Raw genomic sequence first — 16,738 nt, 5'->3', positions numbered from 1 at the left:
ACGGGGTAGAAACCTGATCTAAAGGGAGGAAGCGGATAAAGAAATAGGACGTGCTCAGGCACGTCCTTTAGGGAGAGGGGCTATTCGCTCCAGCTGACCCAGCCCAGCATCCAAGTAAGGAGAATCAGACCACCAAATACAATACGGTAGTAGGCAAAAGGTACATAGTTTTTACTGGAGATAAATTTCAGCAAAGCTTTTACTGCCAATAGACCGGCGATAAATGCTGCGATAAAACCGATGGCAATTTGTCCGACATCTTGTAAGGTAAAGAGTTTGTAGTTTTTTAAGATGTCGTAACCTGTTGCCGCAATCATCATTGGTACAGCAAGGAAGAATGAAAATTCGGTAGCCGTTTTACGTTCTAATCCCCACAGCATACCGCCCATGATGGTGCTGCCTGAACGTGATGTCCCAGGGATAAGGGCACAAATTTGGGCGCATCCTACAACAAATGCGTCGATTGGGCGCATATCGTCTACATGATTGACTTTAGGTTTGGCTGTTGTTTGGCGTTTTTCAACCCATAAAATGAAGAAACCACCGAGTACTAGCATAGTAGCAACAGTAATGGGGTTGAAAAGATGCAATTTAATTTGTTTACTGAATAAGAGGCCAACAATCGCAGCGGGGATGAACGCGATAAATAAATTCAGCACAAAGCGATTGGCTGTTCGCTCTTTGCCTAGTCCTTTTATGATATGGGTAAATCGTTGGCGATATTCGAATACGACGGCTAATACGGCACCGAGCTGGATGGCAATTTCGAATACTTTTCCGTTGCTTTGGAAATTCATTAAGTCGCCAAATACAATCAAGTGACCGGTACTTGAAATAGGGAGGAACTCGGTTAAACCTTCGATAATACCGAGAATAAGTGCTTTAAATAAAATCAAAATGTCCATAAGTTTTCAGACGGCCTTGAGGCCGTCTTTCTTTTGTTGAATAGTTAAAGTGGTTTTGAGGATTGTTCGCGGCGGACTTTGACGATGAGCTCGTCTATGGTTTTCATACCGACTTTCCAGTCGCTACCATTGAAATTGACTTTGTATTTACCACCGACGATGACAGTTGGTGTGTTTTCAATTCGATAAGTTTCCGTCAATTGCTGCATTTTTGCAGCAGCCGACGCGGCAGCAGGGCTATTGTAGGTTTGAAGTAGTTTTTGACTGTCAAAACTTGTCTGTTTGCCGACCCATGATCGGAATACATTTGCATCAGCCAAGTTAATCTTCTGTTCGTAAACAGCTTTGAAGATGACTGGATTGGCCTGATATTTTAAACCTGAAAGATTGACGGCAGCGGCTACTTTGGCCAAGCCTAACATTTCAGGCATCCAAACGACGTGTTCTGTCCGTAAGGAAACATCTTTGGCAAAGGTTTTGCTGTGTTGCAACAAAACTGGATCGAGATGGTAACAATGGACGCAGAAGTAGCCGAAAAATTCTAGCACTTCAATTTTTCCGGCTTGCTGCTGCGGGATAGGGCGACTAAGAACGGTATAGTCCACGCCTTCGGTAGCAGCCTGCGCACTCAGACTGAGCAGGATCAGGCTGAGTACGGCAATGGTTTGTTTCATACGCTGCTTCATCAGTGATTCCATTATTTGGTAGAACGAATCAAGCTGTTGATATTATGGTCTTGCAGGTTTTTTTGCAGTTTCACAGCGGCTTCCTGCTGCATAGTGTTACTTTGAACTCGGTAAATGGTTTTGTCGCCGTTTTGCGATTCAACCACTTTGGAAGAAACACCTAAAATAGCCAGTTTTGCACGTTGTGAATCTGCGCTGGAACGGTCTGCATATGAACCAAGTTGCAGGAAGGCTTTTTTACCGCTGTTGGCAGCTGCTTCGGCTTTTTCTGCTGACTGTTTATTTGCAGCGTTGCTGCTTTCTTTTGTTGCAGAGGCATTTGCTGCTTTACGTGCTTTTTCGATGCTGCCGCTGTTGAGGATTTGCTCAGGTGTCGGCTTGTTTTGTTTTTTGGCTTCGGCTGCTTTTTTCTCAGCCAATTTGCGCTCGGCACGCTCTTTTTGTTTGTCGGTCAGTTGGTCGGCTGCTTTTTTATCTTTTGCAGTTTTATCAGTAGCTTCTTTTTCAGCTTTGGCTTTTTCTGCGCGTTTTTTCTCTAATTCGGCTTTTTTCTCGGACAGTTTTTTCTTGGCGGCTTCTTTTTCTGCTTCCGTTTTTGCGGCTTTTTCTTTGGCTTCACGTTCTGCTTGTTCGGCTTTTTCCTGAGCTTCTTTTTCCGCTTGAGCTTTTTCTTCAGCTTCTTTGGCAGCCTTTTCAGCCTCTTCTTTAGCTTTGGCTTCTTTCTCAGCAGCTTCTTTTTCTGCTTTGGCTTTTTCTTCATCTGCTTGGGTAGATGAAGTGTCGGTGGTTGGGCGTTTCTCTGCTTTGTCCTGAGGTTTCAGGATTTCAGGTTCTTCGCTTTGTTTAGGCTGAGTCAGCTCTTTGAAAACGTTTTGGTTGCCTTGGTTCAAGAAGAACAAAATACCGGCAATAATACCTGTTGCCAGTATCAGGCCGAAAAAGAAACCGGCCAAGCCTTTGCCATATTGTGTAGATTTTTTCATGACTTACCTTGTAATAATGTGTTCAGACGGCCTGAAGGGAGACTGTCTGAGTTTGGATTCGATATTTTATCAATAACCGTTATGGACGGCAAAATCCTGATGCTTTGTTTACTCTAGTTTTACTTAAACATAAAGATTCAGGCCGTCTGAAAAGTTAAAGGGCGCGACGGAAGCCGATGGCTTTCATCACATGGGTTTTGCTGACTTCTTCGTCGCCTGCCAAATCAGCCAGCGTACGGGCAACGCGCATGATGCGGTGGAAGCTTCGAGCGGAAAGGGTTAGTTTTTCGAGCATGGTTCCCAAGGCTTCTTGCGCTTCTTTTTGGATGCGGGCTTTACCATCGAGCTCGCTGACACTCAGTTCGGCATTGACTTTGCCTTGTCTGTTGTATTGGATTTTGCGTGCGGCGGTAACGCGTTCCAATACTGTGGCACTGGATTCGCCTGCTTCTTGTTGCATCAATTCGGCAGCGGAAAGGCTGGGTACTTCGATGGTTAAATCAATACGGTCGAGCAATGGCCCTGAAATTTTGTTGCGGTAGCGGGCAACGCTTTCAGGCGTGCAGCAGCAAGGTTTGGATGGATGACCAAGATAGCCGCAAGGGCAGGGGTTCATGGCGGCGACAAGTTGGAACTTGGCCGGATAAACTGCTTGGCGTGCGGCGCGGGAAATATGGATTTCGCCGTTTTCCAAAGGTTCGCGCAACACTTCTAATACTTTACGGTCAAACTCGGGCAATTCGTCTAAAAACAACACTCCGTGGTGCGCCAATGAAATTTCGCCCGGACGCGGGTCTGAACCGCCACCCACCATAGCAGCCGAGCTGGCACTGTGATGAGGGCTGCGGAAAGGACGGTTGCTGTCGAGTTGCTGTTGATGGTTGGGCAGGAGCGAACGCAAAGCCCATACTTCGACCAATTCGTCTTCGGTCAAAGGCGGAAGGATGCCGGGCAAACGTTGCGAAAGCATGGATTTGCCCGTACCCGGCGGGCCCATCATCAACAGGCTGTGTCCGCCTGCCGCTGCGATTTCTAAAGCAAGGCGAGCGGTATGCTGGCCTTTAACATCGGCTAAATCAGGTATTTTACTTTGTTCAGACGGCCTTTGCGTCAGCTTGCATTCAGTTTGTGTCAGCGGTTCGATACCGTTTAAATGTGCGGCCACTTCGCCTAAAGAACGCGCACCATAAACCGCGATACCGCGCATAACGGCAGCCTGTTCGGCATTTTCTTGCGGCAAGACGAACGAACGACCTGCCTGCATTCCCTGCCATGCCATGGCCAGCGCGCCGCGTACGGGACGCAGCAGCCCGGACAGCGCCAATTCTCCGGCAAACTCATATTGCGCGAGCTTTTCAGGATTAATTTGTCCCGATGCGGCAAGAATGCCCAAGGCAATCGGTAAATCGAAACGGCCGGATTCTTTGGGGAGGTCGGCCGGTGCGAGGTTGACGGTAATTTTCTTGGCGGGGAAGTCGAAACCGCTTTGGATGATGGCGGCACGCACACGGTCGCGGCTTTCTTTGACTTCAGTATCGGGCAAGCCGACGATATTGAAATGTGGCAAGCCGTTGGCAAGGTGGGCTTCCACTTCGACCAACGGCGCATTCATGCCGCTTAAGGCGCGGCTGTAAACCAAAGCAAGCGACATGTTTCAGACGGCCTTATTCGGCAGCTTCAGTTTGTTGTTTGATTTCGGCAACAGCTTCTTCCGCAGCAGCTTCGGCCGCTTTCAAAGCAGCTTCTTCAGGCTCTTGAGCGGCTTCGAGTTTGACCAAACGGGCTTCCAATTCGGCCAGTTTGGTACGGGTTTTAATCAAAACCTGTTGTTGGATGTCGAATTCTTCGCGGGTCACCAAGTCCATGCGGTTGAACGCGCTGCCGAGCATGGCTTTAACGTTTTTTTCCATGTCTTTGGCAGGGCTGTTGGCGATGGTTTCGCTGATTTTGGAGCTGACTTCTTCAAAAAGTTGTTTGCCGAACATAATCCGTATCCTTTATTCAGAATGTATATAGAAATTCAAGTGGCTATTGTATAAGGAAAAAGGCCGTCTGAAAACGGGAATTTTGAGACGGCCTTTGCTTTCTATCGTAAATATTCCGTGTATTTTAACGTTCAACACGGGCTTCAAAAATAGGCATCAGCCACGCGCCGCCTGTGAAGCCTTTGCATGAACCGGTGGTGTGTTCCTCACTGCGGACAAACGTTTTACCGTCCCACACCGCTGCATTACCAGACCAGCAGTCGCCGATCCCTCGGCCTTTGAAGCTGCCGCTAAGGGTGGCTGTTTTCTCATCGAATCCACCGTGACCGCCGTATGTCATTGGCGGTAGCACTTGTTCGATTTTGGTTAATTCTTTGTTGGCAATGGCATAGTAGCCGCCGGTTTGATAGGCTCCGCCGATACAGATGGCCTCTACCAATACTACTTGTTGTTTGTTGAGCGGATAAATACTTAGGCTGCGATTCCAATCCATGTGCTCTTTATCATGCAGGGCGGGGCAGTAATTGTCATCGTCAGTGGGAGCATAGTTGTTGCTGTCTCGCAGCAGTTTCATGACGGCATTGTGGCGCGGCGTGTTTTGCTCCAGCGTATCGCCTGCATTTTTCGGCACGGCAACGGCGCGGATAACGGGTTTGGGTTGAGGATTGAGGACTGCCTGACTGCTGTTGCCTTTGCGTATCAGTGCGGAAGGTGTGTTCAGACGGCCTTGGAATTCGTCCGTTTTCAACATCGCCGCCGCTGCGCCTTTGTCGGACAAATGCCATTCATATTTTCCAGAGCGGATGCTGATTTTGCTCTCTTTTTTCAATGCTTCGAGTAAGGCACTGGTTTGCGCGCTGCTCAATTTGCCTTGGCCTTTTTTATTGAACGCCAATTTGCCCAGTGATTTACCGTTCAATACCAATTCGTTGCGGGTTGCAATGCTGGCGAGTTGTGCTTCATCGTCATTAAATGGCAGTAGGGAAACTTCGCCAATTACTGCGGCATTCGCCCCTGCTTGTCGGGTAAACAGGATAGAAACCGGTGGTTCTATTTCATCTGCTTGGTATCCGGCAAGACGGCAGGTGCCGGTATTGTCGCAAGCAATGTCCCAGTCTTTGTAATTTTGATAAAAGCCTTGAGGCGGAGCAGCCAGTGCGGTGGCAGGCAAAACAGCCAGCAGCCATTTCTTCATGATGTATGCTTTCAATTTTATTTATGTAGATTCACAAAGACAGCATAGCAATCCAAGGTTTCGTTGCGCTGTTTTTGTGAAAATACGATGTGTCGTTCGTAAAAAGGTTTTGAATATTTAGATGTAAAAAGGCCGTCTGAAACTCCCGTTCAGACGACCTTTATTATTTTTTTACACGCCTGCGGCTGCTTTCAATGCGGCTGATTTGTCGGTGCACTCCCAAGTAAATTCAGGCTCTTCGCGACCGAAGTGGCCGTAGGCGGCGGATTTTCCGTAAATCGGGCGCAGCAGGTCGAGCATTTGGACGATGCCTTTAGGGCGCAGGTCGAAATGTTCGCGAACCAGGGCAATCAGTTTTTCTTCGCTGATTTTGCCGGTGCCGAAAGTATCGATGGAAATCGAAGTCGGTTCGGCAACGCCGATGGCGTAGGAAACTTGGATTTGGCATTGGGTTGCCAAACCGGCGGCGACGATGTTTTTCGCAACGTAGCGGCAGGCGTAAGCGGCGGAACGGTCCACTTTGGACGGATCTTTGCCGGAGAATGCACCGCCACCGTGCGGAGCTGCGCCGCCGTAGGTATCGACGATGATTTTGCGGCCGGTCAAACCGCAGTCGCCTTGCGGGCCGCCGATAACGAAGCGGCCGGTCGGGTTGATCAGGTATTTGGTTTCGTCGGTCAGCAGTTCAGACGGCAGAACCGGTTTGATGATGTGTTCGATCACGGCGTTTTTCAGCTCTTCGTAACCGATAGACGGATCGTGCTGGGTAGACAGGACGACTGTGTCGATGCGTTTTACTTTGCCGGTTTCGCTGTCGTAAACCACGGTCAGTTGGGCTTTGGCATCAGGACGCAGCCAAGGCAGGCGGCCGTCTTTGCGCAATTCGCTTTGGCGTTGCATCAGGCGGTGGCTGTAATAGATGGCAAACGGCATCAGGGTAGGGGTTTCGTCGCAGGCATAGCCGAACATCAAACCTTGATCGCCCGCGCCTTGGTTCAGGTCGATGCCTTCGCCTTCGTTCACGCCTTGGGCGATGTCCGGAGATTGTTGGTCGTAGTACACGCCGACTGCGCAGCCGTTGGCATCAAAGCCCAGCTCGGAGGAGTTGTAGCCGATGCGTTTGATGGTTTCGCGTGCAACTTTGATGTAGTCCACTTGGGCGGTGGTAGTGATTTCGCCTGCCAATACGCACAAGCCTGTGTTGACCAAGGTTTCTGCTGCGACACGCGCTTTGGGGTCTTGCGCCAAGATGGCATCCAAAATCGCATCGGATACTTGGTCGGCAACTTTATCCGGATGGCCTTCGGATACCGATTCGGAAGTAAACAGATATTCGCTCATTGCTATTCTTTCATTAAAAACAGGCTGCTGTGTTTTCAGACAGCCTTTTATTTCGGACAGCGGAAATCATAACAAAAACTCCGCTTTTTCTCTATACAAGTGAGAAACATTCGCACTTGTCTGCTGTTTCGGAATCCTGTTGCACGTTTCTTACAGGCAAAAAAATTCCCGCATTAAGCGGGTTTGGATTGCTCTGGCGAGCCACATCGGTTTTTCAACCGTCCACCTTACCTTTCCGTTTGAAAAGCAGGTTGGCATGGAATTCCCAACTCTTAATGCAGCGCGGATAGTAGCAGAAAAGCAGGTGTGTCGCAATATATTTGCCCGAAGTCTGTTTTGTTCAGACGGCCTGTTTCGTTTACAATCTGTCCACTTCATTTTGGTAAAACCTTATGCAAACGCTTGTTACCTTTGTTTTTAAATTTTTGGCCGCGCTGCCTTTGGTTTGGTTGCACAAATTAGGCAACCTGCTCGGCAGTTTGGGTTTCCGCTTGCTGTCGAAAGATCGCCGGCGTGTTTTCGAAAACATGAAACTTGCCGGATTGAACCCGACGGACGAGGCGGTGAAAAAAATTTTCCGTGAAACAGCAAAAGGCGGCTTGGAATTGCCGGTGGCGTTTTTCAGACGACCTGAGGAAATTGAAAACCTGTTTGTCAGTGTCAACGGTTGGGAACATGTTCAGACGGCCTTGAGCGCGGGCGAAGGTTTGCTGTTTATCACGCCGCACATCGGCAGCTATGATTTGGCGGGTCGTTACATCAGCCAGCAACTGCCGTTTCCGCTGACGGCGATGTACAAGCCGCCGAAAATCAAGGCATTTGATGCGGTGATGCAGGCAGGGCGCGTGCGCGGTAAAGGCAAGACTGCACCGACCAGCATTCAGGGCGTCAAACAAATCATCAAAGCGCTGCGCGGCGGCGAAGCGACCATTGTGTTGCCGGACCATGTACCGTCTCCGGAAGAAGGAGGCGACGGCGTGTGGGTGGACTTTTTCGGCAAACCTGCCTACACCATGACGTTGGCAGGCAAGCTGGCGCAAGTCAAAGGCGTGAAGGCTTTGTTTTTCTGCGGCGAGCGTTTGCCCGACGGTAAAGGCTTTGTCTTGCATATAGAGCCTTTGCGCGGCGAGTTGAACGGCGATAAGGAGAACGACGCGCGCGTGATCAATGAAAATACCGAGTATTGGATACGCCGTTTTCCGGAACAATATTTGTTTATGTACAACCGCTACAAACATCCCGAAGGCGCGCCTTTCCCGCCGGAAATATAGGCTTGCCGAATGTAAAAAACCTGCTTGGACTCAAGCAGGTTTTGTATTTGGTCGGAATGAGAGGATTCGAACCTCCGACCCCTTCGTCCCGAACGAAGTGCGCTACCGGGCTGCGCTACATTCCGAATGTGGGAAATTATAGGATAGGAGAAGCCGGTTTGTACAGGGGTCGATAAATAATTAATAATTGGCTGTCGATGGGTTTGTTTTAGGCCGTCTGAAGCGATGTGTTTCAGACGGCCTGTGTTTTTGTTTGCCGCTTCTGCTGAAGCATTTGTCCTAATGGCATTATAATGTGGGCAATTGTTTTTTAGATTGTCTGCTATGTTTTATCTTTATCAGTCCGACCGTTTGGAAGCGCTTGCCGAAATGTGCGCGCATATTCATCAGGCCTTGCCTTTGGATGTGGTATTGGCACAGGAAGAAGTGGTGGTGCAGAGCCAGGGGATGCGGCGTTATCTGAATGTGTTTTTCGCGCGCAAACTCGGCGTGGCGGCGAATTTGAAGTTCAGCCTGCCTGCCGGTTTGGCGTGGCAGCTGATGCGCAAATTGGTTCCCGATGTGCCGCCGCTCAGTCCGTTTTCGCCTGAAGTTATGCGCTGGCGTTTGCTGGATTTGTTCCGCAGCGAAGCGTTTCAGACGGCCCCGGAGTACGAAAACGTGCGCCTGAAGCTGGAAAGTTATTTGCACAGCTCGGCATCGGCGGATTATCAGCTTGCCGGACAGATGGCAGATATTTTCGACCAATATTTGGTGTACCGCCCGGATTGGATTGATGCGTGGCAGGCTGGGAAGCTGCTGGGTTTGGGCGATGATGAGGATTGGCAGGCGCGGCTGTGGCGTTATTTGGATGATGGCAGCCAATCGGCGCCGCACCGCGTGGCCTTGTGGGAAAAGCTGTTGGCGCAGTTGGATAAATCGGTTTTGCCGCAAAGGTTGTTTGTATTCGGCATTTCGACAATGGCACCGATGTATCTGCAACTGCTGCACCAAATTTCCAAGCATTGCGATGTGTTTGTGTTCGCGCTCAACCCGAGCAGCCAATATTGGGGCGAGGTCATCGACGAGGCGCAAATTTTGAAAAGGGGCGATGAGGCGGATTTGTCGCAGGCAGGGCATCCGCTGTTGGCTTCTTTGGGCAAGCAGGGACGCGATTTCTTTGATTTTCTGTCGGAAGTGGAAACCGAGCAGGATATTCAGGTTTATGAAGAGGGAAGAGACGATACCTTGTTGCATTGCCTGCAAAACGATATCCAAAACTTGATCATGCCGTCTGAACGCTTATATCAACAGGAAGAAGGCGAAGCAGGCGCGCAGCAGGCTTTGGTTCAGGTTCACGATGCGGACGGCAATCCAGTGTGTGTCGAGCCGGACAAGCTGCTGAACGACGGCTCAGTCAAAATCGTTGCGGCACACAGCCCTTTGCGCGAATTGCAGATTTTGAAAGAAGAGCTGTCGCTGGTGTTGCAAAAAAATCCCGACTGGCAGCCGCACGATATTGCCGTTTTGACGCCGAACATCGAGCCGTACAGTCCGTTTATCGAAGCCGTTTTTGGACAGGAGCATGTAGGCAGCCAGGCTTTGCCGTATTCGATTTCGGATGTGAAACTCAGCCGCCGTCAGCCCTTGCTGTATGCTTTGGCGCAAACTTTGGACTTGCTGGAGAGCCGGTTTGAAGTGGACAAGGTTTTGCCTTTACTGGAGAGTTGGTTGGTGCTGCAACGCTTCGGTTTGAGCGAAGAGGATGTGCCGCTGCTGCATGAGACTGTTGCCGGATTGAATGTGCATTGGGGGTTGGACCAAACCATGCGCGAGGGTAAAGACAACCTCTTTACTTGGCAGCAGGCGGTAGAGCGTTTGGCCTTGGGCTGGATGCTGCCTGAAGGCGGCAACGGCATGTGGCAGGGCGTGAGCGCGTGGCATAGCAATGTCAATCAGCTGGACGTGTTCAGCGGTTTTGCCGAATTTATCCGTACTTTAGCCGATATGGCGGCGCAATGGCAAGAGCCTGCCAATGTGGAGAGCTGGGTGCAGCGTTGCCGTGATTTGCTGGAGAAACTGTTTGCTCCGGATACGGACGACCAATACGCCAAGCAGCAGTTTGAGCAGTCTTTGGCGAAATGGCAGGAAGAGGCGCAGTTGGCCGAATTTGACGGATTGTTGCCGTGTAAAACCGTTATCCGCCATATCCGCCGCTTTTTGGACAGCGAAAGCCAAGCCGGATTTTTGAGCGGCGGCATCACTTTTTGCAGTATGGTGCCGATGCGCAGCCTGCCGTTTAAAATGGTTTGCCTACTGGGTTTGAATGACGGCGATTTTCCTCGCAATACCAAAGCGGCGGTGTTCGACCTGATTGCCAAACATCCGAAAAAAGGCGACCGCGCCCGCCGTGACGACGACCGTTATCTCTTCCTCGAAGCCTTAATCAGCGCGCGCGAAATGTTGTATTTGTCTTATATCGGCCGCGATATACGCAATGATGCCGAGTTTGCGCCGTCTTCATTAATCAGCGAGCTGCTGGATACCATCGCCGCCATGACGGGGAAAAGCGGGCGTGAGTTGTCGGAGAAATGGGTGAAACATCATCCTTTGCAGGCGTTTTCGCGCCGTTATTTCCAAAAGGACGCGCTTTCAGACGGCCTCTTCAGTACGCGCCAAGATTATGCCGATGCATTGAACCAACCGCAAGCGGAAGCGCAGCCGTTTTTCCTTGAGGCTTTAAGTCAGGAAGAGCCGGGCAAAACCATTCATCAAGGCGAACTCATCAGTTTTTGGCGCAATCCTGTCAAAGTTTGGCTGAAGAAAAATTTAAGCTGGGATCAGCCGTATCTGGACGGCGCATGGGAATCTGCCGAACCGTTTGAGCCGCAACATGAAGGTCGGATTGCCGATGCCTATTTGGATGCGCGGCGCAAAGGTGAAGATTTTGAAGATACGGCCATTCGGCTGAATGCAGAAAGTCTGATGCCGGTAGGCGAGTTGGGCGGCTTATGGCAGAAGCAGTATCAGATATCTGCGAAAAACGTGGATACCGAGTTGATACACAGTAACAAAAGGCCGTCTGAACCTTATGAAGAATCCTTTGACGATTTGGTTTTACAAGGCACCATCGGCAATCTTTATGAGTGCGGCCGCATTGTGTTCCTAAATCAAAAAGACAATGCACCCAACCGCATTGCCCGTTTATTGGAGCATTTGATTTTTTGCGCCATCGCCCCTAAATCCGTTGAAAGCCGACAAACCTATATTGTCAGCCTGGGACAGACCGAAACCTATGCCGCCATCGGGCAAGAGGTGGCGAGGGCACTTTTGAAAGAATGGTTGGTATATTTCCGAATCGGACAAAATACCCCCTTGCCGTTTTTTGCCAAAACCAGCCTTGCCGCTGCGGAGGAGTACAACAAGAAAGAGGATTGGGATGCTGCCTTGAGAAAAGCCCATGATGTTTTTAATGGCAATAAAATGAGCAAAGGGCAGAAAGAATATACCGAAGTGAAGCTGGTGTTTGGTCATTCGGAAGAATCGCCGCTTGATGAGCCACTATTTGAAAACCTCGTCGTCAATCTACTTGTTCCACTTTTGACCGGCGTAGCAGGGAAAACCAATGCAACAGAACAGGAGTAAAGCATGGCCACTTATGCAGAATATTTGGATTTTGATACTGAAGAAGACAAATTGAAACAGCAGCAACTCTATCAGGCGACCGAGTTGTCGGCGCAAACGGTAGCAGAGGTTAAAAAGATCAGTCGTCCGCAAAACTGGTTGCTTGCCGCTGCGCCATATTGTCCTGATTGTCGCGTGTTTGTGCCGTTTATTCAGAAAATGGCGGAGTTGAACCCCAATATCCGCGTCAACTATATTGCCCGTAACGATTTTGACGACAGCAGCCGTTTCGATAATCCTCGCCAACAGGAAATCGTCCGTACCAACCAAAAAATTCCTGCACTGTTCCTGATGGGGCATGAAGAGGCCGGGCCTGTGTTTAACGAGTTTCCGCAAGTGGTGTTAAACCAAATTGCGGCAGATGAAACCGGTCGCACGGAATTGCGCGATGCGTACCGTGCCGGCGAATTTAATGCCGATATTGAGGCTCAGATTGTAGCGGCGTTGGCATGGGCAGAGCAGCGTTGTTGAGTAGATATTGTTGGTGTGTAAGACTATATTTTGAGCCACTTTGATAAAGGGGACAATTTCTAGTGTAATTTAGTTCTTACCTAGATTTTCTCATTATGTATTTACGTTCTGGAACTTCAATGGTTTGAACAATTTCAAATCCCTCTTTTTGGTAGAGGTCTCTAGCTATTTGATTTGACTCAAAAACCGTTAGGGAAATACTTTCTATTTCTTCATTTTCAAACATTTCTTGAAGAAAGTATTGAAAAGCTTTTCTACCTAATCCTTTTCCCTGCTTCTGTGGAGCTATGAGAAATCTTCCAATATGAAGATTTTTATCTTCTAGTTTGATTTTCTGGATGATGCCTACAAACTCTTCTCCAACAAAAATGGAAAAAATCCCTTCCATCTTTTGCAAGGATTGGGCAATCAAGGGATAAGAAATCTTTGGCCCCATCCATTGCTTCTGAAAACTTTCTCCCAAAGCATTAGACCACTGACAAATGAGTTGGGCATTTTCTAACTGAAGTCCTTTTTCAAAGTGAATTTTCATATTTGCTCCTAAAACTTCTCTTATATCCAACTATTATACTCTTTCTCATATTTTTTCCGAATAATTAAGTATGATTCAACTTTATTTTTTTCTTGTTGGAACGATTCTTGCTTCCTTTCTTTGCTTTGTAATAAAAAGGCCGTCTGAAAAGATTTCAGACGGCCTTTTTTGATGCTCAACGTTTGATCAAATCTCGATTTTATTCGGCGTAAAGGTTTGCCATTTGTTGCAGGCTGGGCAGTGCCAGAAGAAGACTTGGGATTTGAAGTGGCAGTTGCGGCAGCGGTACATAACGCTTTTTTGCAGCTGGCGGCCGATAATGGAACGAATCATATCGGTGTCGGCTTTCCACTCCGGATTCATACTGCTGAGTTTCAAGCCAAGCAGGCGGTACACGCCGTTGAGGTCGGGTTTTTGGCGGACGAGTTCGACAGCGATTTGCGCCGCTTCGGTTTCGCCTTTGAGCAGCAGAGCCTTTTCGTAGATGACGTTGATCAGGTCAAGATCGGGAAAGGTTTGCATATAGCCGATGAGGCGGTTGAGGCCTTCTTCCTGCTTGCCTTGCGCGGCATAGGCTTCATAGAGCTTCTCGCCGACCATGCTCAGATAGGCGTGGTTTTGCTGCTCGATGGCGGAATACGCTTCCACTGCGGCAGGGAAGTTGCCCTGACGGTATTCGATGTCGCCGAGGATGATGTTGGCGCGCGTACATTTCTTGTTGGCTTCGAGTGCTTTGCCGATGTTGTAGCGTGCGGCGTCGAAGTTGGACTTGAACAGTGCGGCTTGGGCGATTTCGCAATAGAACTGGGCGATTTCAAACTGGTAGGTTTGTTCGTCATGGCTCAAGAGTTGCGCCATTTCGATGGCTTTTTCCCAGTCGCGGTCTTGTTGGTAAATACTCAAAAGGTGTTGGCGGGCTTCGCGTGCCATATCGCCTTCCTGCAAGCCGAGGAAGATTTGTTCGGCACGGTCCACCAAGCCTGCGCTTTGGTAGTTTTGCGCCAATTCAAAAAGCACGCGCGCGCGTTTTTCGTTGACTGTGTCGGGCGAATCGAGCAGGGCGCGGTGCATATTGATGGCTTTGTCGTTTTCGCCGCGTTGACGGTAGAGCTTGCCTAGGGTCAGGTTTAAGTCGTATGACTGCGGCTGTTGGTCAATCACTTCCGCCAATTCGCGCGCGGCGCGGCCACTGTTGCGGTCAACGAGGGCGTCAAGGCTTTTGTAAAACCCTGCCGGTATGCTTTTAGCCTGTTTCAGGACGGTCTTCATATCGACGCGCGCGGCAAACCAGCCCATAGCGAAGAAAACGGGGAGGAGGACGATGGGCAGTAAGATGACCCACAATTCGTTGTCCATGGTATTCCTTTATTGATTGGTGGCATTACGCTTTGGGAGTGGCTTCGGAAGTCGTTGCCGGTGTTTCGGTTTTGACCGGGGTCAGGTCTTTTTCGGAAAGGTGGGCGTATTTTTTCACTTCGGCACGCAGGCGGTTGTTTTCGCTGCGCAGGGACAGCAGACGGCCGAAGAGGGCAAACATACCGAACACGATACCGATAATAAATGCACCGAAAAGCACGACAATTAGCGGCAGATTGATGTTTTGGCCGGGCAGGTAGAAGAAGGATACGGTGTGGGTATTGGTAATGGCCAGCAGGAGGAAAACAAGAAGAATCAGGATTTTGATGATGGTATAGATGAGTTTCATGGGTTACTCCGGGTTGGCTGCGGTTGGGGCAGGCCGTCTGAAAAATGGTATCAGTTTAAACGATTTGCCGGATTTCGGATAGAACGGCATGTTTCAGACGGCAGGGGAGATGGTGTCTTTATGCTGACGGGTACTTGTCAAACCCATATTGAAAGGCGTATTGTTCAGTCTTTAGTTATTATCTTACAAATCAGAATAAGAAAGGCAATCATCATGAGCAGACCAGTCCCAGCCGTATTCGGCAGCGTTTTCCACGCTGAAATGCCCGTTATCGCTTATCGTGAAGGTAAATGGCAACCGGTAGAATGGCAATCTTCCAAAGACCTGACACTCGCCCCCGGCGCACATGCTTTGCATTATGGCAGCGAATGTTTTGAAGGTTTGAAGGCATTCCGTCAGGCAAACGGCAAAATCGTGATGTTCCGCCCGACTGCTAACATCGCGCGTATGCAGCAAAGCGCAGATATTCTGCACCTACCGTGTCCTGAGACAGAGGCTTATTTGAATGCTTTGATCGAATTGGTCAAACGTTCCGCCGAGGAAATCCCTGATGCGCCTGCCGCTTTGTACCTGCGTCCGACTTTGATCGGTACCGACCCTGTGATCGGCAAAGCCGGTTCTCCTTCCGAAACAGCCTTGCTGTACATTCTGGCTTCTCCTGTCGGTGACTATTTCAAAGCCGGTTCGCCCGTTAAAATCTTGGTGGAAACCGAACATATCCGTTGCGCCCCACATATGGGTCGTGTGAAATGCGGCGGCAACTACGCTTCCGCCATGCCTTGGGTATTGAAAGCCAAAGCAGAGCATGGTGCAAACCAAGTATTGTTCTGCCCGAATGGCGACGTTCAGGAAACCGGCGCGTCCAACTTTATCCTGATTAACGGCGATGAAATCATTACCAAACCGTTGACAGATGAATTCCTGCACGGCGTTACCCGTGATTCCGTGCTGACTGTTGCCAAAGATTTGGGTTACACTGTTACCGAGCGCAACTTTACTGTCGACGAGCTGAAAACTGCGATTGAGAATGGTGCGGAAGCGATTCTGACTGGTACGGCTGCGGTTATTTCTCCAGTAACTTCTTTCGTGATTGATGGCAAAGAAATTGAAGTGAAGAGCCAAGAGCGCGGTTACGCAATCCGTAAGGCGATTACCGACATTCAATACGGTTTGACAGAAGACAAACACGGCTGGTTGGTCGAAGTTTGTTAAGTAGAACGTTAATATAAAAGGCCGTCTGAAATATTTTTTCAGACGGCTTTTTTATTGGCATTTAGAAGGAAAAAGCGATAATAAAATGCTAAATTTTTTAAACAAACGGTAGTATTTTTAGATAATCGGTATATAATGCGCAGTCATGTTGTAAAAATACATATTGGAAATATCGAATTTTATTGATTTTTAGAAGAAGTTAAAAACAGTTATAGATATTTATTCTGTATATTTTGTAAATTTAGTTAAATAGGGAATGCTAAAAACATATCGTGTTAGAATTTCCCTCCTTTTTGGCTTCGCGGGATTCACTCTGTCAAGTCAAAAAGGAAACCAGTGCAAGATAAAACCATTTTTATTTTGCTATAAAAATCAAAAATAACTTAACTCTGGATGAACTAATCAATTAAAAAGGGACTCTGATACATTTCCGTCAAAAATAACCGGATACATGGTACGCGGACAGATCGCCTATATAAAGTCATCCAAGGGTTCTGTCTGACACCATGACCGTTTCCAATCAGAAAACCGGCAGAAGGGGAAACGCTGCCGAGTTTCTCAAAGCGGCCAACTTCAGTTTGGCCTTTATACAGGCAATTGTTGTTACGACAGAATCCGTCTTACCTCTTTAATCAATCGGCTTTTTTGTTGCACGCTTGTGCGGTGGGAAAGGCGATATTCGATACAAGGAAATACGCTGATTATGTCACATAAACTTGCTCCTCTTGGCCGTACCCACATTCGTCACGGCTCATCCACACCTGAAGCAAATTCCAAATCATCTTCTCC

General features: G+C 48.9%; 14 protein-coding genes, 1 tRNA gene and 1 riboswitch. Of the genes, 4 read left to right on the top strand and 11 right to left on the bottom strand.

What is annotated here, in order from left to right; all coding sequences use genetic code 11:
• Window positions 1-80: 80 nt before the first annotated feature.
• The 7 genes from HMPREF2871_RS02505 to metK form a co-directional block, all read right to left on the bottom strand.
• Entirely contained in the window at window positions 81-905 is an 825-nt protein-coding gene (locus HMPREF2871_RS02505; RefSeq protein ID WP_049337089.1) for an undecaprenyl-diphosphate phosphatase, read from the bottom strand.
• 44 nt (window positions 906-949) lie between these two features.
• Window positions 950-1,591: a thiol:disulfide interchange protein DsbA/DsbL gene (locus HMPREF2871_RS02500; protein WP_049344447.1), complete on the bottom strand. Its 642-nt coding sequence runs from the start codon at window positions 1,589-1,591 to the stop codon at window positions 950-952.
• A gap of 11 nt (window positions 1,592-1,602) precedes the next feature.
• Window positions 1,603-2,574 carry an SPOR domain-containing protein gene (locus HMPREF2871_RS02495; RefSeq protein WP_049344439.1) on the bottom strand — a complete coding sequence of 324 codons (972 nt, stop codon included), beginning with the start codon at window positions 2,572-2,574 and terminating at the stop codon, window positions 1,603-1,605.
• A gap of 154 nt (window positions 2,575-2,728) precedes the next feature.
• Window positions 2,729-4,225, bottom strand: coding sequence for a YifB family Mg chelatase-like AAA ATPase (locus HMPREF2871_RS02490; protein WP_070629748.1), 1,497 nt, complete (start codon window positions 4,223-4,225; stop codon window positions 2,729-2,731).
• 13 nt (window positions 4,226-4,238) lie between these two features.
• Complete coding sequence (locus HMPREF2871_RS02485) at window positions 4,239-4,559, bottom strand: accessory factor UbiK family protein (RefSeq protein WP_004521053.1); 321 nt, start codon at window positions 4,557-4,559, stop codon at window positions 4,239-4,241.
• A 124-nt stretch (window positions 4,560-4,683) separates the two neighbouring features.
• Complete coding sequence (locus tag HMPREF2871_RS02480; protein ID WP_070629746.1) at window positions 4,684-5,754, bottom strand: DUF1176 domain-containing protein; 1,071 nt, start codon at window positions 5,752-5,754, stop codon at window positions 4,684-4,686.
• A 171-nt stretch (window positions 5,755-5,925) separates the two neighbouring features.
• Window positions 5,926-7,095 (bottom strand): methionine adenosyltransferase, encoded by a 1,170-nt coding sequence (gene metK, locus HMPREF2871_RS02475; RefSeq protein WP_004521057.1) that lies wholly within the window; start codon window positions 7,093-7,095, stop codon window positions 5,926-5,928.
• 173 nt (window positions 7,096-7,268) lie between these two features.
• Window positions 7,269-7,379, bottom strand: a riboswitch (SAM-I-IV-variant riboswitch).
• Between the two features lie 108 nt (window positions 7,380-7,487).
• On the opposite strand from metK, the gene HMPREF2871_RS02470 reads away from it, so the two are divergent.
• The gene (locus HMPREF2871_RS02470) at window positions 7,488-8,366 is read left to right on the top strand and encodes a lysophospholipid acyltransferase family protein (RefSeq protein ID WP_004521058.1); all 879 of its coding nucleotides are present in this window, start codon (window positions 7,488-7,490) and stop codon (window positions 8,364-8,366) included.
• Window positions 8,367-8,414: 48 nt separating this feature from the next.
• On the opposite strand, the gene HMPREF2871_RS02465 is transcribed toward HMPREF2871_RS02470, so the two are convergent.
• Window positions 8,415-8,491, bottom strand: a tRNA-Pro gene (locus HMPREF2871_RS02465).
• A gap of 199 nt (window positions 8,492-8,690) precedes the next feature.
• Here HMPREF2871_RS02465 and recC point away from each other — a divergent pair.
• Both recC and HMPREF2871_RS02455 read left to right on the top strand, forming a co-directional pair.
• Window positions 8,691-11,990 (top strand): exodeoxyribonuclease V subunit gamma, encoded by a 3,300-nt coding sequence (gene recC / locus HMPREF2871_RS02460; RefSeq protein ID WP_004521059.1) that lies wholly within the window; start codon window positions 8,691-8,693, stop codon window positions 11,988-11,990.
• A gap of 3 nt (window positions 11,991-11,993) precedes the next feature.
• Window positions 11,994-12,500 (top strand): thioredoxin family protein, encoded by a 507-nt coding sequence (locus HMPREF2871_RS02455; protein ID WP_004521060.1) that lies wholly within the window; start codon window positions 11,994-11,996, stop codon window positions 12,498-12,500.
• 76 nt (window positions 12,501-12,576) lie between these two features.
• Here the strand turns inward: HMPREF2871_RS02455 and HMPREF2871_RS02450 are convergent, their stop codons facing one another.
• From HMPREF2871_RS02450 to HMPREF2871_RS02440, 3 genes are all read right to left on the bottom strand, one after another.
• On the bottom strand, window positions 12,577-13,032 hold the full coding sequence (locus tag HMPREF2871_RS02450) for a GNAT family N-acetyltransferase (protein WP_004521061.1): 456 nt from the start codon (window positions 13,030-13,032) through the stop codon (window positions 12,577-12,579).
• 186 nt (window positions 13,033-13,218) lie between these two features.
• Window positions 13,219-14,388 carry a lipopolysaccharide assembly protein LapB gene (gene lapB, locus HMPREF2871_RS02445; protein WP_003684462.1) on the bottom strand — a complete coding sequence of 390 codons (1,170 nt, stop codon included), beginning with the start codon at window positions 14,386-14,388 and terminating at the stop codon, window positions 13,219-13,221.
• Between the two features lie 25 nt (window positions 14,389-14,413).
• Complete coding sequence (locus HMPREF2871_RS02440; RefSeq protein ID WP_004521063.1) at window positions 14,414-14,737, bottom strand: LapA family protein; 324 nt, start codon at window positions 14,735-14,737, stop codon at window positions 14,414-14,416.
• Window positions 14,738-14,950: 213 nt separating this feature from the next.
• Here HMPREF2871_RS02440 and ilvE point away from each other — a divergent pair, with 213 nt between their 5' ends.
• A complete protein-coding gene (ilvE, locus tag HMPREF2871_RS02435) occupies window positions 14,951-15,949 on the top strand; it encodes a branched-chain-amino-acid transaminase (protein WP_049344435.1) in 999 nt (332 codons plus the stop codon).
• Window positions 15,950-16,738: the final 789 nt, after the last annotated feature.

Source organism: Neisseria sp. HMSC067G12 (genome assembly GCF_001812725.1).
Classification (GTDB): domain Bacteria; phylum Pseudomonadota; class Gammaproteobacteria; order Burkholderiales; family Neisseriaceae; genus Neisseria; species Neisseria perflava.
Note: the sequence above shows the minus strand (reverse complement) of the source record. Positions and strands in the feature narration are given on the sequence as shown.

Excerpts from the sequence above, each read along its gene's own strand:
- HMPREF2871_RS02500 (WP_049344447.1), bottom strand. The coding sequence starts at position 1,591 with ATGAAGCAGCGTATGAAACAAACCATTGCCGTACTCAGCCTGATCCTG.
- HMPREF2871_RS02495 (WP_049344439.1), bottom strand. The coding sequence starts at position 2,574 with ATGAAAAAATCTACACAATATGGCAAAGGCTTGGCCGGTTTCTTTTTC.
- metK (WP_004521057.1), bottom strand. The coding sequence starts at position 7,095 with ATGAGCGAATATCTGTTTACTTCCGAATCGGTATCCGAAGGCCATCCG.
- recC (WP_004521059.1), top strand. The coding sequence starts at position 8,691 with ATGTTTTATCTTTATCAGTCCGACCGTTTGGAAGCGCTTGCCGAAATG.
- HMPREF2871_RS02470 (WP_004521058.1), top strand. The coding sequence starts at position 7,488 with ATGCAAACGCTTGTTACCTTTGTTTTTAAATTTTTGGCCGCGCTGCCT.
- HMPREF2871_RS02455 (WP_004521060.1), top strand. The coding sequence starts at position 11,994 with ATGGCCACTTATGCAGAATATTTGGATTTTGATACTGAAGAAGACAAA.
- ilvE (WP_049344435.1), top strand. The coding sequence starts at position 14,951 with ATGAGCAGACCAGTCCCAGCCGTATTCGGCAGCGTTTTCCACGCTGAA.
- HMPREF2871_RS02490 (WP_070629748.1), bottom strand. The coding sequence starts at position 4,225 with ATGTCGCTTGCTTTGGTTTACAGCCGCGCCTTAAGCGGCATGAATGCG.
- HMPREF2871_RS02485 (WP_004521053.1), bottom strand. The coding sequence starts at position 4,559 with ATGTTCGGCAAACAACTTTTTGAAGAAGTCAGCTCCAAAATCAGCGAA.
- lapB (WP_003684462.1), bottom strand. The coding sequence starts at position 14,388 with ATGGACAACGAATTGTGGGTCATCTTACTGCCCATCGTCCTCCTCCCC.
- HMPREF2871_RS02440 (WP_004521063.1), bottom strand. The coding sequence starts at position 14,737 with ATGAAACTCATCTATACCATCATCAAAATCCTGATTCTTCTTGTTTTC.
- HMPREF2871_RS02480 (WP_070629746.1), bottom strand. The coding sequence starts at position 5,754 with ATGAAGAAATGGCTGCTGGCTGTTTTGCCTGCCACCGCACTGGCTGCT.
- HMPREF2871_RS02505 (WP_049337089.1), bottom strand. The coding sequence starts at position 905 with ATGGACATTTTGATTTTATTTAAAGCACTTATTCTCGGTATTATCGAA.
- HMPREF2871_RS02450 (WP_004521061.1), bottom strand. The coding sequence starts at position 13,032 with ATGAAAATTCACTTTGAAAAAGGACTTCAGTTAGAAAATGCCCAACTC.